Source organism: Ralstonia sp. 110700041-2 (assembly GCF_056280165.1).
Genome location: NZ_JBSFAI010000004.1, coordinates 203458 through 224416 on the forward strand (window position 1 = coordinate 203458; position 20959 = coordinate 224416).

Sequence of the window (20959 nt, forward strand, 5' to 3'; positions counted from 1 at the left end):
GGCAGCCTCGTCTTCTGGAGACCACATGAAGTTCGCCCCCACGCTCGCGGCTGCGGCGGTGCTGGCCGGCCTGGCGCTGTCCGCCACGCCCGCCCTGGCTGCCGTTGATGCTGCCCGCGCCTTGTCCATCGCCAACCAGAACGCCTGCATGGGCTGCCACGCCGTCGACCGCAAGCTCGTCGGCCCGGCCTACCAGGACGTTGCCGCCAAGTACAAGGGCGATGCCGGCGCGCAAGCCAAGCTCATCAAGAAGGTGCGCGAAGGCGGCATGGGCAACTGGGGCCAGATCCCGATGCCGGCCAACCCGAAGATTGCCGATGCCGATCTGAAAACCGTGATCGACTGGGTGCTCGCGGGCGCCCCGGCCAAGTGAGGAACGGACGATGAACGACGCAATCAACCTGGGCCGCCGCGACGTGCTGCGCGCCGGCGCCATGATGGCACTGCTGGTGTCCGCCGGCATTGCCACGCCGGCCCAGGCGGCCGAGTGGAACAAGGCCGCCTTTGCCGTGAAGGGCGTGAACGACGTGCTCAAGCAACTGGGCGGTGGCGCGGTGGAGAAGGGCGGCGCCGGCATCCAGCTCACCGCACCGGACATTGCTGAGAACGGCGCCGTGGTGCCACTGGTCGTGACCAGCACGCTGCCCGGCACCGACCTTATCGCCATCCTGGTCGAAAAGAACCCGAACACGCTGGCCGCAACGTTCGCCATTCCGGCCGGCACCGACCCGTTTGTGAGCACGCGCGTGAAGATGGGCGAGACCTCAACGGTCTACGCCGCCGTGCGCGCCAACGGCAAATGGGTGCTGGCGAGCAAGGAAGTGAAGGTCACCCTTGGTGGCTGCGGCGGTTAAACCTCAGGAGAACACACCATGGCTGACCCGATGCGCATTCGCGCAATGGAAAACGGCGGCACCACCGACGTGAAGATCCTGATGAAGCACGACATGGAAACCGGCCAGCGCAAAGACGCGTCCGGCAAGGTCGTGCCCGCCTGGCACATCACCAACGTGACGGTGCAGCACAGCGGCAAGACCGTGCTCGACGCGCAGTTCGGCCCGGCCGTGTCGAAAGATCCGTTCCTCAACTTCAAGTTCAAGGGCGGCGCCAAGGGCGACAAGGTGACGGTCACGTGGGTCGACAACCACGGCGACAAGCGCACCGACGAAACGTCTATCCAGTAAGCCCCCGGAGGCCCAAATGCGACGCAGCTTCTTTCGTGTGACCGCCGCGCTGGCGGCCTTGGGCGTGGCCGGCAAGGCCGCTGCCCAGAACGCCCCGCGCGCTGGCGGCGGCGGTGCCCGCTACAAGGTGGTCTACCAGTTGAGCGAAGGCATCGACCAGGCTGTGCGCGCCATCGGCAACCTGCGCAACCACCTGAACGGCGCACCCGGCACGAAGATCGTGGTGGTGGCGCTGGGCCACGGCATCGACTTCCTCGTTGAAGGCGCCAAGGATGCGCAGGGGCGCCCGTTTGATGCGCCCGTGGCCGCGCTGGCCAGCATGGGCGTGGAGTTTCGCGTGTGCCACAACTCGCTGATGGCCTTCAAGGTGCCGGAAGACAAGCTGCTGCTCGAAGCCAAGGTGGTGCCGGCCGGCGTGGTGGAAATCACCCGCTTGCAGCAGGAAGAAGGTTTCGCCTATATCAAACCGTAGGCGACCCACGGAGGGGACCGTGAAACACAAGACATGGACGATGGTGCTGGCTGCGGCGTGGGTTGCCGGCAGCGCCGTCATGGCATCCGCGCAGGACGCCAAGGACAGCACCGCCGCCGGCATCGCGCAGTACCGCGAGATGCTGGCCGACGGCAACCCGGCCGAACTCTGGGAAGCCGCCGGCGAAGAACTCTGGAAGAAGCCCGCCGGCCCCAAGCAGGCCTCGCTCGAAGCGTGCGACCTGGGCCTGGGCCCCGGCGTGGTGAAGGGCGCCTACGCCAAGCTGCCGCGCTTCTTCAAAGACACCGGCCGCGTGATGGACGCCGAACAGCGCCTCATGCATTGCCGCATGACGCTGCAAGGGCTGACCAAGGAAGAGGCATCGGCGCGCCCGTTCTCGTCGCCCGGCAAGGCGTCGGACATTGAACGGCTGATGGCGTACGTGGCTTCGGAATCGCGGGGCGCGGCCATCGACATTCCGCTCGCCCACCCCGAAGAAAAGCGCGTGTACGAACTCGGCCGGCGCATGTTCTTCTACCGCGGCGGCGCGTACGACTTTGCCTGCGCCACGTGCCATGCCCAGCCGGGTTTGCGCATCCGCCTGCAGGAGTTGCCTGACTTGCTGACCGCCGACGGCGCGCGCTTTGCGTATTCCACATGGCCCGGTTATCGCGTCTCGCAGGGAGAGGTACGCACGATGCAGCACCGCCTGTACGACTGCCTGCGCCAGCAGCGCTTTCCGGAACCGCTCTACGGCAGCGAGGTGATTACCGCGCTGGAGATGTTCCTCGCCCGCAACGCCAACGGCGGCAAGATGGACGCGCCGTCCATCAAACGATGACACGATGAGGCCACGCATGACCCGACTGACCCCCATCGTTCTGACGGCGCTGACACTGGCCCTGGCTGCCGGCACGGCGCACGCAGCGGACGCCACCGCCAAGGGCGTAACCGCACCCAAGCCCGATGCCAAGGCCGACGCGGCACTCGCCAAGGCCATCCACGAGAGCTTTGTCTCCAAAGGCCCGGCCACCGTCGAAGGCGTGACCGACCGCGACGACGTGCAGAAGATCTGCAGCCAGTTTGCCGACCGCAACGCCGTGCCCGCAGCAGTTGCCAAGAAGCTGGAAGACGCGCAGTTCAAGACCATCCACTACCCGGCTGACAACACCTGGCTGGGCGACTGGAAGGAAGGCGAGAAGACCGCGCAGAGCGGCCGCGGCATGCAGTTTTCCGACCCGGCCGGCGGCGCGAACGGTGCCAACTGCTATGCCTGCCACCGCCTGTCGAAAGACGAAGTATCGTACGGCACCATCGGCCCGTCGCTGTACCAGTACGGCAAGCTGCGCGGCGATTCTGAGGCGATCCTGCGCTACACGTGGGGCAAGATCTACAACTCCAACGCGTATGCGGCGTGCTCCAACATGCCGCGCTTCGGGCACAAGGGCATCCTGACCGAGCAGCAGATTCGCGATGTGATGGCGCTGTTGTTCGACCCGGCCTCGCCCGTGAACCAGTAACGCCATGCGTACGCTTCGACGGTTCCTGATGTGGACGGCGGCAATGGTGCTCGTTGCCAGCACCGCGCAGGCCGTCGAAGTGGGCGACGTGGCGGCGCTGCCCGACGTGCAGCTGCTCGACGGCACGCGCGTGCCGGGCGATGCGTGGCGCGGGCACCCCGTCATCATCGCCACGTGGGCATCGTGGTGCCCGTTCTGCGCGCTGCAGAATCCGCGCCTGCAAAAGCTGTATGACGCCACGCGCGGCACGGACCTGCGCATCCTCACCATCAGCATCGACGCCAACCCGCAGCTTGCGAAGGACTACGTCGCCAAGCGCGGCTTCACCTTTCCGGTGACGATGGAAACCGACGCGCTGTGCGCCGCCACCGGCCCGCGCAAGGGCCTGCCCGAACTGCTCGTGCTCGACGCCAAGGGCCGCGTGGTGCGCAAGGAAGTCGGCGAGATGCTGGAAGACGACGTGGCCGACCTCGCACGCTACGCACACAACCCCAAGCAATGAACCGCCGCGAATTCGTTCAAGCCCTGGCGATTGCCGCAGCCGCCGGCCTGCGCCTGACCGACGCCCACGCAGATACGTTCAGCTACGACGTACCCCGTTTCGGCAACGTCCACCTGCTGCACTTCACCGACTGCCACGCGCAGTTGCTGCCCATCGAATACCGCGAGCCCAACGTCAACCTCGGCGTGGCGCAATGGGCCGGGCAGCCGCCGCATCTGGTCGGGCACGCGCTGCTCAAGCGTTACGGCATTGCGCCGGGCTCGCGCGCCGCGCACGCGCTCACGTCGCTCGACTTTACCGAGGCCGCGCGCCGCTACGGCCGCATGGGCGGCTTTGCCCACCTGGCCACGCTCATCAAGCGGCTGCGCGCCACGCGCCCGAATGCGCTGCTGCTGGACGGCGGCGACACCTGGCAGGGCTCCGCCACCGCGCTGTGGACCAACGGCCAGGACATGGTCGACGCCGCCCTCGCGCTGGGCGTGGACGTCATGACCCCGCACTGGGAAATGACCTACGGCGCCGACCGAGTGCGCCACGTGGTCGATCACGATTTCAAGAACAAGGTCGCCTTTGTCGCGCAGAACATCCAGACCGCCGACTTTGGTGATCCGGTGTTCGACCCGTATGTGCTGCGCGAGCTGAACGGCGTGCCGGTCGCCATCATCGGGCAGGCGTTTCCGTACACGCCCATCGCCCACCCGGCCGATTTCACGCCCGACTGGACCTTCGGCATTCAGGAAGAACGGCTGCAGAAGATGATTGACGAGGCGCGCGGCAAGGGCGCCAAGGTGGTTGTGCTGCTGTCGCACAACGGCATGGATGTCGACCTGAAGCTCGCCTCGCGCGTGCGCGGGTTGGATGCCATCCTCGGCGGGCATACGCACGACGCCGTGCCCGCGCCCGTCAAGGTCAGCAACCCGGGCGGTGTGACGCTCGTCACCAACGCGGGCGCCAACGGCAAGTTTGTCGGCGTGCTCGATCTGGATGTGCGCGGCGGCACCGTGCGCGACATCCGCTATACGTTGCTGCCCGTGTTTGCCGATCTGCTGCCGCCCGACCCCGCCATGACGGCGCTGATTGACCGCGTGCGCGCGCCGTACAAAGACAAGCTGGGCGAAACGCTGGCCACCAACCGCGGCCTGCTGTACCGGCGCGGCAACTTCAACGGCACGTTCGACCAGCTCATCGTTGATGGGCTGATGCACGCGCAGGGCGCCGAGATTGCCTTCTCGCCCGGCTTCCGCTGGGGCACCACGCTGCTGCCCGGCGAGGCCCTGACCATGGAAGCGCTGATGGCCCAGACTGCCATCACCTACCCGGCCACCACGCTGACTGAGATGACCGGCGCCACCATCAAGACCGTGCTGGAAGACGTGGCCGACAACCTGTTCAACCCAGACCCGTACTACCAACAGGGCGGCGACATGGTGCGCACCGGCGGCCTGCGCTACACCATCGACCCGATGAAGCCCATGGGCCAGCGCATTACCGACATGCGCTTAGGGCCGGGTGACGGCAAGCCCATCGACGCCGACCGCCGCTACAAAGTGGCCGGCTGGGCCGCCGTATCGCCCGAAGCCCGCAAGGCGGGCGGCCGCCCCGTGTGGGACGTGCTGGCCGACTGGCTGCGCGACCAGCGCGAAGTGACCGCAAGGCCGCTGAACACGCCGCGCATTGTCGGCATGGAGGGCAATCCGGGCATGGAAAACGCGGGTTAAACCCCCGATTGAAAGGGCCTGGGGAGTTCGGGTAGACTCATTTCCCACGGGCCGATAGCTCAGCTGGGAGAGCGCCGCGTTCGCAATGCGGAGGTCGGGAGTTCGATCCTCCTTCGGTCCACCAAGAACAATTCCCAAGCAGTCTCAGGAAGTCCGGCGAACCCCGTAGATTCAACGTCTGCGGGGTTTTTTGTTGCCGACTGATTCCAAGAGAGCCCATTGACTTCCGGGGGCACAAGGGGGCATCTTTGGGGGCATATCGGGTTCGACGATGACCTGATGCCCCCAGGAGGCACAAATGCCGCTGACCGACGCCGCAGTACGGAATGCTGTCCCGCGCGACAAGCCATACCGGCTTGCAGATAGCGCTGGTCTCTACCTGGAAGTTTCACCTGCTGGTGGGAAATACTGGCGACTCAAGTATCGGTTCGGCGGCAAAGAGAAACGCTTGGCCCTGGGCGTCTATCCGGCGGTCGGACTGAAAGAGGCTCGCGTGCGCCGGGACGCCGCCCGCAAGCTGCTGGCAGACGGCATTGACCCGAGCGTGCATCGTAAGGTTCAGAAGGCTGCAACGGTCGAACGTGCGTCAAATAGTTTCGAAACCGTTGCCCGTGAATGGTTCTGCAAGCAGGCGCCGGCCTGGGCGGCGAGTCATGCAGACAAGATCATGCAGCGGCTTGAAAAGAACGTCTTCCCCTGGCTGGGCGGGCGCCCGATTGCCGAGATTACTGCACCCGAACTGCTGACGGTGCTCCGCCGGATCGAGGGACGCGGGGCATTAGACACCGCACATCGTGCGCACCAGAATTGCGGGCAAATTTTCCGCTACGCCGTAGCGACCGGGCGGGCTGAGCGCGACCCCTCCGGCGATCTGCGCGGCGCGTTGCAACCTTCCAAACACGAGAACTTCGCCGCCATTACCGATCCAGCTAAGGTGGGTGAGTTGCTGCGAGCCATCGACGCGTTCAAGGGCACGTTCGTTGTTCGCTGCGCTCTCCTGTTGGCACCATTGTTGTTTGTGCGGCCGGGCGAACTGCGGAAAGCGGAATGGGATGGGTTCGACCTGGACCGAGCCGAGTGGCGCTATTTCGTTACCAAAACCAAGACCGAGCACACTGTCCCGTTGGCTTCGCAGGCGGTCGCCGTTCTGCGGGAATTGGCCGACCTAACGGGAAGCGGGCGCTATGTATTTCCCGGACGTGATCCGAAAAAGCCGATGAGCGAGGCCGCAGTCAACGCCGCGCTACGGCGCATGGGCTACGACACCAAAACCGAGATGACCGGCCACGGCTTCCGCGCGATGGCACGGACGATCCTGCATGAAGAGCTGCACATCAAGCCCGAGGTCATCGAGCACCAGCTCGCCCACAAGGTGCCCGACGCGTTGGGTACGGCCTACAACCGCACCCGATTCATGAAGGAACGGCGGGAAATGATGCAGCGCTGGGCGGACTACCTTGATGAACTCAAGGGCGGCGCGCGGGTGTTGCCATTTCCGCACTCTGTGGCTTAACGCGCCTTACAGTTGGCGGTATTCTTCTACAAGCCAAATTGTTCCAGCACGGACGGTGTAACACTGCGATTGTGGCGGACTCCTGCTTCGCCGAAATTGCCCGTGCAGACTCACCAAAAATAGGAGACAGCTCAATGACCGTACGAACCAGGTGACAAACCAACTGGAGAAAGGTCTATGAGCAATTTGGAATGCGGTCCCCTCGATTGCACGGGGCTCGACGAAATCGATCCGCTGTGGAATCTTCATGAGGACTTCGGTGTCACTCATGCTGCGGCACTTGTTGCTGGCTACAACCCTACTACGATCGATCGTTGCAAGGGCGATTCATCGTTTCAAGAAGCCTATCCGAAATACAGCGTCACTTTTAATGCCCTGACCAACGCCATCATGAACGGGCGCTTGCACGCCACGCTGCGCTATCCGGCCCGCGAGTATGGGAACTTGGATTTTTTGGAAGAGCTCGACCGCGCAGAAATGGACCTTCCGTACGGCCGTGGCAGCACCGCAAGGGAAGGTGAAGAGCTGACCTCCGACGGTCGTTACTTTTACAAGTCCATCCCCGATTGGTCACAGAGTACAGTGACTCGCGATGAATTGATCGGCTGGTTGACTCGACGCGGCGTCAAATCGGGCTTCTTCTTTCCGATGGCTGCAGATGGCCCAGGGTATCTTGATCCAAGCAGTGAGCGCTATGCGCCGAAACTCGCGGCCGCTGTGCAAGCCTGGGAAGCCGTGACGGTGCCGCGAGGCATGCACCCCAAGCAGGCGCTAATGAAATGGCTTCGTGAGCATGCGGCGGAGTACGGCTTGACCAACGATGAGGGCAAGCCGAATGAGACGGCCGTCGATGAAATTGCGAAGGTCGCAAACTGGCAACCGAACGGTGGGGCCCCCAAGACCCCCGAAGCATAAACGTTCCAGGTCTTGTCGGCGGCTACGGGCGCGCTAACTTTGCCCGCATCCACCCACCCTTTCACTTCGAACCCGCCCACCCCCAAACCAGTTATTCCGGGGTGGGTTTTTGCAATCCGTCTGCCTATTCGCCGCTGCTCTGAAAACGTTGAATGGCCATGTGTTCCGGGATTGGCCCGGACAGCTTACTAAGGGTGAAACATGGCCGAGCAACTACGCAGTGCACTTGCAATCCTGCGCCGCAAGCAGGTCGAGGCTGCAACTGGGCTCTCGCGCAGCACCATTTATCAGCGCATAAAGGAGAAGACGTTTCCCGCGCCTGTAGCACTTGGCCCTCGCGCCGTCGGTTGGCGTGCAGGTGACATCGATGCTTGGCTGGCCAATCCGGCTGACTACAAAGCGTAAGGAGCTGCTCATGAACGGCTCCATTCCGTTTGAACAACAGTTCGCCGTCGCTATGGCCGAATACGGTTTGCAACCCGACGAGATTGTGGCTGATGGCAAGCTGCACCGCTTCGATGGCCCGGACGAAAAGCGCGGCAAGTGCTCTGCTTGGTACGTGCTGTACGGCGACGGCTTGCCGGCCGGATCGTTCGGTGACTGGCGGACAAATTTTTCCAAGACGTGGTGCGCTAAGCCGGAGCACGCCCTCACCGACGCCGAGCGCCAAACGCACTGCCTGCGCATCGAACAGGTGAAGGCCGAAGCCGTTGCTGCGCGCACTAAGGTAGCGCAGGAAGCCGCCGCCAAATGCTTGAATTTGTGGGATCGCGCCGACGCAGTGCAAGACGATCACGAGTACATCAAGCGTAAGGGTATCAAGCCGGTGGGTGCGAAACAATTGGGCAAGGCGCTTCTGATCCCCTTGTGGGATACCACCGGCGCGCTGCATAGCCTGCAATTCATCCGACCGGACGGTTCGAAACAATTCAAGAGTGGCGGCAAGGTCTCTGACTGCTACTGCGTCCTGGGCGGCAAGCCGGGGCCGGATACACCGCAGCTGATCTGCGAGGGTTGGGCGACAGCATGCAGCCTGCATGAAACGACCGGCTACCCTGTGGCCGCCGCCATGAACGCGGGTAACCTGCTGGCGGTGGCGCACGCGCTGCGCGCCGAAATGCCCGATGTGCCCATCATTGTCTGTGCTGACGACGACAGCAAGACGGACGGTAATCCTGGCTTAACCAAGGCGCGGGTTGCTGCTGATTCCATCGGCGCGCTGCTGGCGGTGCCCAACTTCGGGCCGAAGCGCCCGAACGGTGCTACCGACTTCAACGACTTGCACATTGCCTACGGTGGCGATGCTGTGATGGCCTGCATCAAGGCCGCCCGTAACGGAAAAACCGACACCGTAATGCAAAACCCCCCGACTGCGGGGACCACGGCCAATAGCACTGATCCTGTGTCGGCAGAAACCGACGAGGAAGCCATTGCCCGTATGGCAGCGCTTACGTGGATTGAATACGATCGCGTGCGCAAGACCGAGGCCGAGCGCATGGGTGTACAACTCGGCACGCTTGACCGAATGGTGAAAAACGCGCGCGGCGACGCGGCACGCGACACTGCCCCGTTCGAGGATGTGAAGCCATGGCCCGAGCCGGTAGACGGTGCGGCGCTGCTGTCCGAGATCGCGCGCACCATTCAGCGCTTCATCATCTGCGATCTGGAGACCGTCGCCGCGACAGCTTTGTGGTGTATGGCGGCCTGGCTGGTGGATCATGTCAACGTCTGCCCGATCCTGCTCATCAACGCGCCGGAAAAGGCATGTGGCAAGACGCAACTGCTGACCTTGGTCGGCAAGTTGGTGCCACGCCCAGCGCAGGCGGCGGGCATCTCGCCCTCGGTGCTGTTCCGCATGATCGAGAAGTACAAGCCCACGCTCCTGGTGGACGAAATCGAGACCGTGCTGACCAGAGAAGCAGAAGACCTGCGCGGGCTGATGAACGCCGGCCACACCCGCGAATCGGCTTTCGTCTGGCGCGCCAATACCGCACCTGGCGCTGATTTCGCCCCCCAGCGTTTCACCGTTTTCGGTTTCAAGGCGCTTGCTGGCATCAACGCCGACAAGCTGGCCGAGACGATCACGAGCCGCGCCGTGGTGGCGCAGATGCGTCGCAAGATGCCCCACGAAACCGCTGAGCGCCTGCGCTATGCCGAACCCGATCTATTCGACACGCTTCGCGCGAAGTTGGCGCGCTGGGCTGACGACAGCGCACCCACCATTCATGCAGCCCGCCCCAGCTTGCCCGATGTCTTGGGCGACCGGGATCAGGACAACTGGGAGCCGCTGCTTGCCGTAGCCGACTTGGCGGGCGGCACATGGCCTGCCTATGCGCGTAGCACGGCAATTAAGCTGTGTAAGGCGGCAGTGGCGCAAAGTGCGGGAGCCGAGCTGCTGGCGGACATCAAGGCCGTGTTCGACCGTAAGAAGGTGCAGCGCATCTCCATGACTGAACTCTTGGCCGCACTTTGCGAAGACGATGAAGCTCCCTGGAAAACCTGGAGTCACGGTAAGGAGATGACCGCCAGACAGTTGGGCAAGAAGCTGCGCGATTACGGTATTGAGAGCCAGACGTTGAAAATCGCCTACCAGACATCCAAGGGGTACAAGGTCGAGCGATTCGAGGATGTGTTTGCCCGATACTTGCCCGCTTCGCCGGACTCTCCCGTTTCATCGGTTGCTTGGTTACAACCCAATGCCGAGGCGGGTTTTTGGGTAACTGATGCTCAGTTACCTGGCAAAGCGGAAAACGCTTTAGTTACCCAGAAACCCGCGTCAGGTAAGGAGGGTAACCGAGTAACCGAGGAAGAGGGCGTGACCGAAAAGGAGGAAGGGGCGGAGGAGAGCGTTGCCCCCGTTGGTTGTGATAGCGATGACGCGGCAGAGGTGTGACATGAGCGCTAAAGCACTTCTGGCTGATCTTGCCCGCGCTGGGTTCCGCGTCGAGGCGAGGGGCGACAAGATCAGGATTTCCCCGTCGGCGGTCCCTGCAGCGCTTTTGGAAGCGGTAAAAGAACAAAAGCCCGAACTTCTGGCCTACTTGCGCCGCGCCGCGAATGACACCGTGACGCTGTCGCAATACCCGATTGCAGATGGACCATTCATGCCCTGGTGTGCGCCCCTGACATCCGAGCGAGTAGCCGGTTTGGTCGCCGATTTGCGTGAGGCCATCGGCAAAGTAGCTGATAGCGAGAAATGGTCGGACGGCTATCGAGCGGCCCTGCTGGGCTTGGTGGCTCGCCAACCTATTTCCACTTTGGCCGATGATTTGAAGTATTTCAGGCGCCGACTAGATGCTCTGCGCGCCGTCAACCACACAGCCCAAGCGATCGGTCATGCACGACGCCCCTCGAAGTAACATCCGCAGCTGCGCCGCATCGCGGCGAGTAGCGGAAGCGCAGGAGGAAGAGATGGAGCGCGAGGCCGCCCTTTACTGACCGCCTCAACTGCAGCACGTCTACAGTGACAAATCGACCCTGAACCAGCGCGCTAGTTCTTCTGGCAAGCAGGGCGGCGGCGTCTCGAGCGTCAGATCCTGGTCGGTGACAGCCTCTAGCACATCGCCGAGTTCCTTCTCGCCCAGTTCTTCCTCGTCCAGGGCATCCAAGGCGAAGTCCGGCTTGCCGAGCAGCACCTCGAAACGCTGGGCGCGCGCCAGTAGCACGCTGTACTGGAAGCGCTCGTAGCTCTGCTGCTGGAACGGTATGCCGACTTGCACGAGCCCTGTGCCGGGTTGATCGGTCCGGCTTGCTTCTGCCAGACTACCAACGCGATCGACACGGCCAATACGCTGCTCCAGCCGCGCCGGATTCCACGGCAGGTCATGATGGATGATCTCGGCGCATTCACGATGCAAGTCGATACCCTCGGAGCCGATTGAGGTGCAGATCAAAATGTCCGGCGCCAACGGCGAATTGAAAGCTGCACATAGCACGATGCGGCTGTCGTGCTTTATGGAGCCGTCGAGCGTGCGCACCGCATAGTCATCGTGTTTGTTGGCATCGCTGCTTACTTCGTCGTCGTGCTTCGCGTCGGCGCGGCTTCGCTGCAGATTGACCCCGCGCCACAAGCTGCGGCGCCGCGTGTTGGTATGGTCGTCGGTATTCATGGAACCGTTCGCTTCGCAAAGGCTCAACAGGAAGCGCACCATGCGCCGCCACATCGATTCACCCATGCCGCGCGGCGCACGTATGCCACTATGGACGGCGCGAACGATCTCCGCCATGCGCGGATCATCAGACGGATTAGCCAGTAACGGCCCCAGATACGTGCGGAACAGGTCCGGACGCAGCAGCACCTTGCGCAAGCCCTTCTGAAGGTCCAGTACCGTGTCGAAAAAGCCCGGCGCGACTTGGCGCGCGTTGGCGTCGATGCCGGCGTCGTCCACGAGAAGGCTCGCTTCCGACTCGATCAGTGCCCACAGATTCGTTGCGAAAGAACCGGTGTCATCGCCGTCCCAGAGATTCAGCGGCCGCTCGAAAAAAGTCCCGGCGTGACGGTTGACCAGTTCCCTGATGGTTTCCGCCGATTCCGCGCTAGTCCCCTCCGCCGCGAGAAACGATGTGCGGAGCCAGCGTTCATCCTGCCCCTCCGACATTGCCATTTCACGCAGGAGTTCGAACAATCGCATGGCCGGAGTCCGCACGCGCCGGCTGCGGCGAAACTGAACTAAGAGCCACAGATCAAGCAAACGGAATACGCGCCGCTCGGTCGCGCTCACACGGCAGCGTGAGAGGCAGTCGATTGCGAATGCGACCGCCTCGGAGCGCCATTTTCCTATCAGACTCTCCATCTGGTTCGCCTCGAGCTGCGAGGCTTGCGCGAAGCTGCGCGCAAGCGGCAGGTCCACGAACGCAGCCTCCTCAAGCAGACTCTTGCGCTTCGCGCGCAAGTCAAGTGCTGTGGCTTCAGTGGGGTTGATGCGCGACTGCAGCATCGCACCGATCTCATTGAGCGTTTCCACGCGTTCACAGAAGATCAGCGTCTTACGGCCATTCTGATAGTTGGTCAAAGCTCTGTCGACGGTCGCGCGGACTTTCGGATGTTCGCTCATGCCGAGCACACGCCGGAACATCGCCATGTAATTCGCCGTTTCAGCATCAAAGGCACGCTTTTCTTGAGCCATCACGGCCGCGCTGCTTTCGAATGCCCTAACGCTCGACGTCAGCCCGCTCATCAGACGCGCATTAGCCCCATCGCGCTTGCCGTCCGCCGCGCGCGTCTGCTGATCGACCCGCATCGCCAGAAAATGGATGAAAGCATCGCTGTCCCGCGACATGCCTTCCACGTCGTACAGCATCGTTCGTTGTGCCGCCGGGCCGGTGCCGAAATCCTGCCCGGCATGAAACGACCGATGCCCGCGCGGCTTCAAATGGCGAATCACAATCTTGCGCTGCAAGGCCGTGAGTTGATCCACCGCCTTGCGATAGGCCACGGCGGCATCGCTGAACGCGCGCAACGCCGGTTGCGCGGCGGGGTCGGTGATTAGATCGGAAAGCATCGGTTCGATGGCGTCGTGAATCGTGCCCTCGCACAATGCGTTCAAGCGAGCCACACTTTCGTCGTCACCGGAGAGTGCATCCCACGCCTTCTGAAAGTTCTTGTTGGCGTTCAGGCAATTGGCGACCTCGCCGTTCGGGCGATAAATAGCATCCAGGACGCGATACGTTGCACTGTTCTTGTCCGTCGCGAAGTCGAACACCGTGAGCATTTCGCGCTCTTCGAGCTGGAACGGCGTGGCCGACAGCAGCAGCTTGTTGGGGATCGAAGGGGAGAACGTCTTGCTGAACGCCTTCGCGCCATGTTTGCCGCCCTTCCAGTTGTGTACTTCGTCCACCACAGCCAATTCGATTCTGGACTCGCGTAGCTTTTGCTGAACCACTGCGTTCATCAGATCCTTGAAGAAGTTCTTGATCGAACTGTCGTCCGCCCCGGCACGCAATGACGACCAGCGAGCCTTGAGATCCGGATCGTGGTCGCGCGCCTTGATGACGCAATCGTAGGTGCGATACAGATCGCTTGACGCCAGTTCCTTAAGCGACTCCTTGGTGGCATTGGGCAGCAAGATGTTGGCCCTGCGCAGCGAACTCAGCAGTGCATCGCGAGTGGGCGCGTGCAGGCCCGTCGCCAGCACGCCAAGCACGAAGGTGCTGAAGCGCCGCGTATCTGCCTGATCGGTTCGCGGCCGGTCGAGGGACGACATGCCCAGAATCAGCACGTTGGGCAAATACCGTTCCTGCTTGGCAGCGAACTCCTTGAATGCGTCCTTGAACCAGTTGCTGGCATCCGGTCTGTCATCCGTGCGTAGCGCTGTGAGGTGCGCGCGCATGGTTTGGTCTTGCGTGGCCTTCAGTTCGTCGAGGTATCTGAACCAGCCGGTCTGCGAATACTGGGAGGCGAATTCCAGCGCCTTTTTGGAGCTTTCATCGAAGCCCTCCAGGCGCTTGAATCTGCTACGTCGGGACAGGTACCGGTTCCGGCTCGCCCATTCGTAAACCGATTGCAAGATGCAGCACGTCGTTTCCGGTCTGATGCGGCTGATGGTGGTGTTCTTGTAAGCGTGAAGACAAGCGATCAGTTCCCAGTAGCTATGCACGACAAGTGGACGCAAGGTACGCTTGCTCGCCCGGTTCTGGCCGTTCACATAGCACGCCGAAAAGCTGCGTAACTCCTGCTCCCACTTCGCGCGCAGCACGGCACTCGACGGCGTGATAAGCAACGCGCGCGCGTCGGCGTCTCTCGCACCTAGCAGCCGCGCGGCGATCACGCCCATCGCAACGTACGTCTTGCCCATGCCCACCTCGTCGGCGAGCAACTGCGTGTCGAAGCCATTCTCAAACCGGGTGAGGAACTCCCGCGCCGTGTTGCGCTGGCGGTCCCAATCCTTCTGGAAGCTAGGGCGTTCAGCCTCCGCGCGAATTACCGTATCGAACCGTTGCGAACTCAAGATCGGAGACCCTCATGGCAGAAACTAAGATACTCCTTGACTGCTGCGTCACGGTGTTGCGTGGGCAACTTAGCCTTGAGGCGCGTCCATAACACGTGGCCCGCGTCCGATTCGGCAGCAAGTTCGCGAGTGAACAGCACCAGTTCGCCCAGCCTGAACAGCGAGTCCGCGCTCGATTGCGGGCGGCTTTTTGCGTCGCGCAAGAGAACGTCCGCGAAGGTGGCAAGCGGCTCCTCCACCTCGTCCCGCCACCGGCTGGACTGCTCGGGCAATGCCGCTTCCAGGCATTGCGTTGCGCGTTTTCGAAAGACATTCTGCACGCGCGCGAAGAGGCTCAGATGCTGCTGCATCCCGATCACGATGTTGCGTTCGCGCATGGCGCGAATTGCGGTGGCGGGATCGTCGTCGATGCTATTCGGATCGCCCGGTACGAACTCATCCGCGTCGCGGTCGAGCGGTAACCTCTCCTTGAGGTAATGCAGCATCCAGTCTTCCGCGGTGGACAGTACATAGCCCTCGCGCTGTTGGAACAGCGTGGCGGCATGCCGGAACGGAAGGTAATAGACACGTTCGGGCACGCTGTGGTGCACGAACTTCAGGTTGCGCGCGCCGATAATCCGGCCAATCAGTTGTGATTGATCGAGTGGATTCGAGCGTCCGTTGGTGAAATGAAGCGGCATGCCGCCCCAACTCACGTCGTAGTCAGCTAGTTTCGCAAGTTCAGACGGCTCGACACGTACGTCGAATGCCATCAGATCCGTATTTGGCAATTCGGCGAGCTCAATGGCCTGAACAAATTCAGGGTAGTCGGGTTGGTCCTGATAATCATCGTCCGACTCGGGCATCTCGTCCGGCGTGTCGGACGGCAGATCACGATAACGGTCCATCTGCTCCGCGCTCAGGCCGTTGCAAATCGCGCCGAACAACTTGTCGATCGAACCACGGTGCACGCGCGCCACGCCCATTTCGTGATTGGCGCCGCACCACGCATTGCGGGTGAAGTTGGCGCTACCCAGATAGACAAGCGCTTCGTTGCCGCGTGCTAGCACCAGTATCTTGGCGTGGAGCTTGCGCGTAATCGCGAGCCCGGCAAGGTCAGCTGGTTGATTGGCCTGCGCGATGCGCTCGCGCTCGCACTCGGTGAGAGTTTCGGGGATCAGAAACAGCCGTATGCGTGGCAGCGCGCGAAAATGATCGCGGCAAAGATGCTTGGCGACCGGCGCATCCGTCACGACATCGAGCGCATTGACAGACGGGAAGGTTTGCTTCAGATCCTGCGCAAACACGGCCCCCCGCGCGCTGCGATCGAAGAACGGCGATACGGCGATCGCGCGCTCCGGCGACGCGTCGCCGAATGCACTACGCCATGCACGAGCGAGAGTATCCAGTCCGGTTGCGCCGTCGTAGCCTTGATGGATCAGCACGGCACCTTCCTGGTTTTCCGACGCGCCCCAACGATCCAACCTCTGCTGAATCGACTCTATCGCCATAGCCAGCGGCCTCGAATCGAACGATGCGTAGCCACGCGCCAGCACCTCAACGAACTCGCGCAGTATGCCGAGGTCTGCCCGCCCACCGTTCCCGCTATCGCCCCATGCGAACGTTTCGAAAACCTCGCGATTCGCGAAGAGCCCAGTGCGCGTCAGGTTCATCGAGCCCAGTGCAAGATGCACCTGACGCTGTGTAACCACCAAATAGGCCTTCGCGTGATGGCAGGTCCAGGGCCGCGTGCGCACCGGCAGCAATTCCATGAAATGCGGCAACTGATTGTGCTCGCGAGTCTTCCGCGCGTCGTAGATCATCACCGGCACGATGCGTAGCATATCGGCGATATCAGAAGTCCGCGCCTCGGGCGCCGCGCTCAGCGAACGCCGCAGAGCGAGGTTCAACACTTGCTGGTCGTCGAACTCGTAACTGAGCACCACCACGTGTTGCAACGCGTTATCGCGTCCGTTGCATGACTCGAAGACGCCCGTGAAGTACTCGCGTAGCGATTCAACCTGCTCCGTCATTGCACGGTCTCCTTCTGCGGGAAGGCCCAGTCGGACCAACTGCGGCACTTTTCAAAGTGCCATTGGCGGCGATAAAGATATTGAAGACCGTCGAGTTGGGCAACTGTGTCGTTCGGCGCGTTGTCGAAGATCGATAGGGCGTCTTTAAGCGTGCTGAGATTCACGCGACCGCTCACCAACAATTCGCCTCGATTCACGATCGGAGAGGTGCCCTTCGCCGTCTGATGGTCGATATGGTGATCGACTACGCAGCGCGTCAACGTGGCGAAGTCGCCGTCGATCTGTGCAACGCTGGAAAACAGATAGCGCGAATCGTGGAAGGCAGGCGCGGCGACATATTTAGCGGCCAGTGTCGTCGTGGCTGCGGCAAAAGATTTCGCACCCTGCGGCAACACGTCCCGGAACGTGTCACCAAATTCGAGCGAAGCAATGCGCAAATCGAGCACGAATTGCGTGGCCGCTGCGAGCCGCTCGAAGCGGGCCATCGCTATCAACTCGGTGGCGATGCCGTCGTATTGCTCGCATGCGTCGGTCCAGAACGCCTGATAAGCCGAGGCGTTGGCAAAGGCTTCCTGCAGTTTTTTCCGTTCTGGTGGCGCGCGCCACAACGGTTCGGCGCGCGGATTCTTTCTGCACCAGATGTCGATGAGCTTGCGCCAGATCTCGCTTTCCCTGTGCGAAGCCGACGCATCGAGGCCGTAGTGCTTGCCCACTCGCTCGAAATCACCTTGCGAGACGACGTGATTGTCCTGCCAGTTCGCTAACGCGTCGTGAAACCGCTGCGCCTTGCTGCGCGATGAGAACGCATCTGCGAGATCACGTCCCTGCGGACTTAGGGTGCGTCCATCCGGCTCGACAAGGCCCCAGCGCAGTGCCGCACTGCTGTAGTGACCGAGCGTGCCGTAAGAAAGACGCTGGTATATCGGATGACGCTTCGGGATGCTGTCCAAGCGGACTTGCTCGCGGAGCAGGCGTTGGTATTTCGTCACATTGATGATCGACGAGTTGACCGACGCGTTGGCAATGCCCCAATAGATTTCGAGTTCGCGAAATCGTTGCGACAGTTGCTGCGCCTTGAACGTCTCATCGGCGAGCTTGTCGAGAATGGCACACAGCGAACTCAGGTAACCCTCCAGCGCGGCCGTCATCAGGTCACTGCCCATCGCCAGTTGCGAATCCTGCATCCTTTCCAGCAACTTCTCCACGCGGGCGAGGCGAGGGCGCAGGGTGTCAAAGCCCACCAAGTCACCTCGCATTTCCTGCAGGTTGAAATTGGCGGGAAGCACGCCGGGGTTGTTGCTCAGCAGTTCCACTGCCTGGCGGCAGAACGCTTCGGACTTGTCGCCCATCTTCATGAGCGTGCTGCGCTGCTCGACTGACAGGCCAATCAGGCCGACGAGCTTTTCTTCCAGTGTCTTGAGCGCACCGTCAATGGCGGTCAGGTCGGTGGCGCTGGGTTGAAACGAGATCAAGTTCTGAGACATTGCGTTCCTTCTAACGCGGATATCAACGTCATGCCGATTGGCACAACCCGGTGAGGTTGGCTACGGCTGCGGCGTATCGCAATGCTGTACACAACTTTTGACGGAAAGCGCCCGCACATGGGGCGAGCAAGCCCGCTCACGCCGTTCGAATATTGGAGCGTGAAGCGCGAGCCTTGGACTGTCGAACTCGACGCCCTGACACTGACGCTCGACCCTCAGACGGTGAAACGTGACCCTCAGACAGTGAGGTTCGAGTGTTTTAGGCTCAAACGCGACCACCAAAGGGTCGAATTCGACTCTTTGACACTGGCGCTCGACCCTCAAACAGTGAAACGCCAGTGTCTGACTCTCGCGTTCCACTCTCTGAGGGTGAAGCGCCACTGTTTGAGGGTGGAGCGTGACCTGCTGACAGTGGCTGCCCGCGAATCAAGAATCCAACTTTTGCCGCTGCCCCCGTCGCTATAATCCATTCCGCTGCCGCACCAACGGCAGTCGGGTTTGGCGACTCGACATACTCACAACGAGCATCCGCTTGGCGGATACGCTCGGGCACACTCGCGCATGCCTCCTATGGCGGGCCGGGTGGGGAGACCGCAAGGTCTGCCGGTTGCCGTGAGTACCGGTTCGCCAGCCCCGCCGTCAGGCCCGCCACCTTCGTCTGGCGACGAGAAGGCGGACCTCCAATCAATACTCACGGAGGCGCCTATGCCTATTGCAGACGAGACGCGACCAGCGTCGTACCCATCTCCACCCGCATCACCCAGCCCACCGCCCACGTCATCCGACACAGGTAGGCTCACCAAGAACCGTACTTACCTGAACGGCGCCATCGCAGCGCAGGCGTATCTCAAGCGCACGCGCACCGCCATGCGCTCGCACGGCCAATGCCGCCCGGGCATGCTGCGCGAGCAGCTTCAACATCTGTCCGCGCACGCGTTTCCGCCGGCTTTTATCAAAGGCTTTGTGGATGCGATTGATGCGTACGTATCGATGTCGCTCGGGGGCCGCGATGTCGATCCGCAAACGTGGGACGTGTTAGCCGCCATAGAGCGGCGGGGCTATAGCCAATAACAAGAGATGGACGCATTCCCGTGACGGGCGGGAATGCCTGTGTGGGGTCGGAGTGGCAGTTGGGCGTTGGCTGTTGGATTGCTTGCTACCGGCCAGAAGCGGTCGTCCCGGTACGCTTGAAACGTCCCGCTACCCCCCAGCCTCTCAACCCGTCAGCCAAACTTGCGCGCCGCATCGCGCGCCAGGCCCGAGCCGATCCCGCCAAACAGGTCGCCCTCAACGCGCCGCGCCGACGGCAGCACCTGCGCCAGTTGCTCGCGCAGCAACGGCACCCCGCTGGAGCCGCCGGCAAAAAGAATGGTATCGACCTTTTCCGCTGCAACGCCCGCCGTCTTCAGCATCGCCTGCACCGTCGAGACCGTCTTGCCGACCAGCTTCCCAATCGACTGGTCGAAGTCTTCGCGCGTGACGGGCTGCTTCAACTCGGGCGCGATGCGGTGCAGATCGATCTCCGCCACGGGGGCGTCCGACAGCGCGATCTTTGCGGCTTCCACCTGAATAGCGAGCCAGTGGCCGGCGCGCTCGCGGATCAGGCGGATGAGGCGGTCGAGTTTGTTGGTGTCGGCGGCATCTCGGTAGTTGTCCATCACCACCGCCCACGCCTTGCGCGTGTACACGTGGTTGATGGTGTGCCAGCTCGCCAGGTCGAAATACTGGCCGGATGGCATCGCCTTGCCGTTGCGCAGCGTGCTGTTCAGGCCCAGTAGCGGCATCACGCTGGCCAGGCTCAGGGCGCGGTCGAGGTCGGTGCCACCGATGTGAACGCCGCCGTTGGCGAGGATGTCTTCGCGGCGGTCAAGGCGTTTCGCGCGGTCGGGCGACAGGCGCACCAGCGAGAAGTCCGACGTGCCGCCGCCAATGTCCGCCACCAGCACAAGTTCTTCACCGCTGATGCCGGCCTCGTAGTCGAACGCGGCGGCGATGGGCTCGTACTGGAAGGCGATCTCGCCAAAGCCGGCATCGCGCGCGATGTCCGCCAGCGTGTCTTCGGCAAGCTGGTCGGCCTCGGGGTCTTCGTCGATGAAGAACACCGGGCGGCCAAGCACGGCGCGGCGGAATTCATGGCCGGCGGCGTGCTCGGCCCGCCGCTTCAGTTCGCCAATGAAATGCGCCAGCAGCTTGCGGAAGGGCATGGCCTGGCCCATGACCTCGGTGCTGTCGTCCATCATCGATGTGCCGAGCAGGCTCTTGAGCGAGCGCATCAGGCGGCCCTCGTAGCCGGCAAGATAGTCGGCCAGCGCGGCCCGCCCGTAGCTGACCGTCGGGTCTTCGGCATGAAAGAAGATGACGGAAGGCAGCGTAGCCTTGCCGTCTTCGAGCGGCAGCAGGGTGGGCGCGTCCGGTCTCAGCCAGCCGACGGTGGAGTTGGACGTGCCGAAATCGACGCCGCAGGCGTTTGACATCATAGGATTGTGGCTTCTGGAGTGCAGCGGGAGGCATGCGCCTGCACGGGGTGTCAGGAGCGGGCGCCACCGGCGAAGGCGCGCTATTGTAGTGGCTTTGTGCGACGGATCTGCACGACGGTGGATGCCTTGGTTGCCACGGTTGTTTGGGCTTCCAGGTTGGGCTGTTTCATGCGGCTAGCGTTGCAGACCGAAACACAACGCAACACGCCCACCGC

18 protein-coding genes and 1 tRNA gene are annotated in these 20959 nt (G+C 62.4%); 15 read left to right on the forward strand and 4 right to left on the reverse strand.

From position 1 onward, the window contains the following. The first annotated feature begins 25 nt into the window (after nt 1-25). The 14 genes from ACUXH0_RS07710 to ACUXH0_RS07775 all read left to right on the forward strand — a co-directional run bounded on the left by ACUXH0_RS07710 (nt 26) and on the right by ACUXH0_RS07775 (nt 11183). Nucleotides 26-373: a c-type cytochrome gene (locus tag ACUXH0_RS07710; protein WP_012436693.1), complete on the forward strand. Its 348-nt coding sequence runs from the start codon at nt 26-28 to the stop codon at nt 371-373. A 10-nt stretch (nt 374-383) separates the two neighbouring features. Continuing rightward, complete coding sequence (gene soxY / locus ACUXH0_RS07715; protein WP_012436692.1) at nt 384-854, forward strand: thiosulfate oxidation carrier protein SoxY; 471 nt, start codon at nt 384-386, stop codon at nt 852-854. Nucleotides 855-872: 18 nt separating this feature from the next. Continuing rightward, nucleotides 873-1184 carry a thiosulfate oxidation carrier complex protein SoxZ gene (soxZ, locus tag ACUXH0_RS07720; protein WP_004628733.1) on the forward strand — a complete coding sequence of 104 codons (312 nt, stop codon included), beginning with the start codon at nt 873-875 and terminating at the stop codon, nt 1182-1184. Between the two features lie 16 nt (nt 1185-1200). Next, nucleotides 1201-1656, forward strand: a complete 456-nt coding sequence (locus ACUXH0_RS07725; RefSeq protein ID WP_012436691.1) for a DsrE family protein — start codon at nt 1201-1203, stop codon at nt 1654-1656. 40 nt (nt 1657-1696) lie between these two features. Then, a complete protein-coding gene (soxA, locus tag ACUXH0_RS07730) occupies nt 1697-2497 on the forward strand; it encodes a sulfur oxidation c-type cytochrome SoxA (RefSeq protein ID WP_027693088.1) in 801 nt (266 codons plus the stop codon). Between the two features lie 16 nt (nt 2498-2513). Next, a complete protein-coding gene (gene soxX / locus ACUXH0_RS07735; protein ID WP_012436689.1) occupies nt 2514-3176 on the forward strand; it encodes a sulfur oxidation c-type cytochrome SoxX in 663 nt (220 codons plus the stop codon). Between the two features lie 4 nt (nt 3177-3180). Next, nucleotides 3181-3678, forward strand: coding sequence for a TlpA family protein disulfide reductase (locus ACUXH0_RS07740; RefSeq protein ID WP_012436688.1), 498 nt, complete (start codon nt 3181-3183; stop codon nt 3676-3678). Next, entirely contained in the window at nt 3675-5396 is a 1722-nt protein-coding gene (gene soxB / locus ACUXH0_RS07745) for a thiosulfohydrolase SoxB (protein WP_182593856.1), read from the forward strand. The genes ACUXH0_RS07740 and soxB overlap by 4 nt, the downstream gene beginning before the upstream one ends. A gap of 48 nt (nt 5397-5444) precedes the next feature. Then, a tRNA-Ala gene (locus tag ACUXH0_RS07750) sits at nt 5445-5520 on the forward strand. A 174-nt stretch (nt 5521-5694) separates the two neighbouring features. Then, nucleotides 5695-6909 carry a tyrosine-type recombinase/integrase gene (locus ACUXH0_RS07755; RefSeq protein ID WP_182593857.1) on the forward strand — a complete coding sequence of 405 codons (1215 nt, stop codon included), beginning with the start codon at nt 5695-5697 and terminating at the stop codon, nt 6907-6909. Between the two features lie 177 nt (nt 6910-7086). Continuing rightward, the gene (locus ACUXH0_RS07760) at nt 7087-7824 is read left to right on the forward strand and encodes a hypothetical protein (RefSeq protein WP_182593858.1); all 738 of its coding nucleotides are present in this window, start codon (nt 7087-7089) and stop codon (nt 7822-7824) included. Between the two features lie 201 nt (nt 7825-8025). Further along, nucleotides 8026-8229, forward strand: a complete 204-nt coding sequence (locus tag ACUXH0_RS07765; RefSeq protein ID WP_182593859.1) for an AlpA family transcriptional regulator — start codon at nt 8026-8028, stop codon at nt 8227-8229. Between the two features lie 10 nt (nt 8230-8239). Beyond that, complete coding sequence (locus ACUXH0_RS07770; RefSeq protein ID WP_182593860.1) at nt 8240-10717, forward strand: DUF3631 domain-containing protein; 2478 nt, start codon at nt 8240-8242, stop codon at nt 10715-10717. A 1-nt stretch (nt 10718) separates the two neighbouring features. After that, the gene (locus ACUXH0_RS07775) at nt 10719-11183 is read left to right on the forward strand and encodes a TubC N-terminal docking domain-related protein (protein ID WP_182593861.1); all 465 of its coding nucleotides are present in this window, start codon (nt 10719-10721) and stop codon (nt 11181-11183) included. 99 nt (nt 11184-11282) lie between these two features. On the opposite strand, the gene ACUXH0_RS07780 is transcribed toward ACUXH0_RS07775, so the two are convergent. From ACUXH0_RS07780 to ACUXH0_RS07790, 3 genes are read right to left on the reverse strand one after another with little or no spacing between them, the layout of a single operon-like run. Beyond that, nucleotides 11283-14771 (reverse strand): DEAD/DEAH box helicase, encoded by a 3489-nt coding sequence (locus tag ACUXH0_RS07780; protein WP_220485454.1) that lies wholly within the window; start codon nt 14769-14771, stop codon nt 11283-11285. After that, nucleotides 14768-16783 carry a phospholipase D-like domain-containing protein gene (locus ACUXH0_RS07785; protein ID WP_182593862.1) on the reverse strand — a complete coding sequence of 672 codons (2016 nt, stop codon included), beginning with the start codon at nt 16781-16783 and terminating at the stop codon, nt 14768-14770. Before ACUXH0_RS07785 ends, ACUXH0_RS07780 begins: the two co-directional genes overlap by 4 nt. After that, nucleotides 16780-18267: a hypothetical protein gene (locus tag ACUXH0_RS07790; protein WP_259393671.1), complete on the reverse strand. Its 1488-nt coding sequence runs from the start codon at nt 18265-18267 to the stop codon at nt 16780-16782. Before ACUXH0_RS07790 ends, ACUXH0_RS07785 begins: the two co-directional genes overlap by 4 nt. A gap of 705 nt (nt 18268-18972) precedes the next feature. Between ACUXH0_RS07790 and ACUXH0_RS07795 the strand changes: the two genes are divergently transcribed. Beyond that, nucleotides 18973-19338, forward strand: coding sequence for a hypothetical protein (locus tag ACUXH0_RS07795; RefSeq protein WP_182593863.1), 366 nt, complete (start codon nt 18973-18975; stop codon nt 19336-19338). Nucleotides 19339-19490: 152 nt separating this feature from the next. Here the strand turns inward: ACUXH0_RS07795 and ACUXH0_RS07800 are convergent, their stop codons facing one another. After that, nucleotides 19491-20744: an Hsp70 family protein gene (locus tag ACUXH0_RS07800; RefSeq protein ID WP_182593864.1), complete on the reverse strand. Its 1254-nt coding sequence runs from the start codon at nt 20742-20744 to the stop codon at nt 19491-19493. Nucleotides 20745-20959 lie beyond the last annotated feature (215 nt).

What these genes read in the sequence shown, in the direction of transcription:
- soxB (WP_182593856.1), top strand. Translation starts at nt 3,675, where the DNA reads ATGAACCGCCGCGAATTCGTTCAAGCCCTGGCGATTGCCGCAGCCGCC.
- ACUXH0_RS07795 (WP_182593863.1), top strand. Translation starts at nt 18,973, where the DNA reads ATGCCTATTGCAGACGAGACGCGACCAGCGTCGTACCCATCTCCACCC.
- ACUXH0_RS07725 (WP_012436691.1), top strand. Translation starts at nt 1,201, where the DNA reads ATGCGACGCAGCTTCTTTCGTGTGACCGCCGCGCTGGCGGCCTTGGGC.
- ACUXH0_RS07760 (WP_182593858.1), top strand. Translation starts at nt 7,087, where the DNA reads ATGAGCAATTTGGAATGCGGTCCCCTCGATTGCACGGGGCTCGACGAA.
- ACUXH0_RS07775 (WP_182593861.1), top strand. Translation starts at nt 10,719, where the DNA reads ATGAGCGCTAAAGCACTTCTGGCTGATCTTGCCCGCGCTGGGTTCCGC.
- ACUXH0_RS07740 (WP_012436688.1), top strand. Translation starts at nt 3,181, where the DNA reads ATGCGTACGCTTCGACGGTTCCTGATGTGGACGGCGGCAATGGTGCTC.
- soxA (WP_027693088.1), top strand. Translation starts at nt 1,697, where the DNA reads ATGGTGCTGGCTGCGGCGTGGGTTGCCGGCAGCGCCGTCATGGCATCC.
- soxX (WP_012436689.1), top strand. Translation starts at nt 2,514, where the DNA reads ATGACCCGACTGACCCCCATCGTTCTGACGGCGCTGACACTGGCCCTG.
- ACUXH0_RS07785 (WP_182593862.1), bottom strand. Translation starts at nt 16,783, where the DNA reads ATGACGGAGCAGGTTGAATCGCTACGCGAGTACTTCACGGGCGTCTTC.
- soxY (WP_012436692.1), top strand. Translation starts at nt 384, where the DNA reads ATGAACGACGCAATCAACCTGGGCCGCCGCGACGTGCTGCGCGCCGGC.
- ACUXH0_RS07710 (WP_012436693.1), top strand. Translation starts at nt 26, where the DNA reads ATGAAGTTCGCCCCCACGCTCGCGGCTGCGGCGGTGCTGGCCGGCCTG.
- ACUXH0_RS07770 (WP_182593860.1), top strand. Translation starts at nt 8,240, where the DNA reads ATGAACGGCTCCATTCCGTTTGAACAACAGTTCGCCGTCGCTATGGCC.
- ACUXH0_RS07755 (WP_182593857.1), top strand. Translation starts at nt 5,695, where the DNA reads ATGCCGCTGACCGACGCCGCAGTACGGAATGCTGTCCCGCGCGACAAG.
- ACUXH0_RS07790 (WP_259393671.1), bottom strand. Translation starts at nt 18,267, where the DNA reads ATGTCTCAGAACTTGATCTCGTTTCAACCCAGCGCCACCGACCTGACC.
- ACUXH0_RS07800 (WP_182593864.1), bottom strand. Translation starts at nt 20,744, where the DNA reads ATGATGTCAAACGCCTGCGGCGTCGATTTCGGCACGTCCAACTCCACC.
- soxZ (WP_004628733.1), top strand. Translation starts at nt 873, where the DNA reads ATGGCTGACCCGATGCGCATTCGCGCAATGGAAAACGGCGGCACCACC.
- ACUXH0_RS07765 (WP_182593859.1), top strand. Translation starts at nt 8,026, where the DNA reads ATGGCCGAGCAACTACGCAGTGCACTTGCAATCCTGCGCCGCAAGCAG.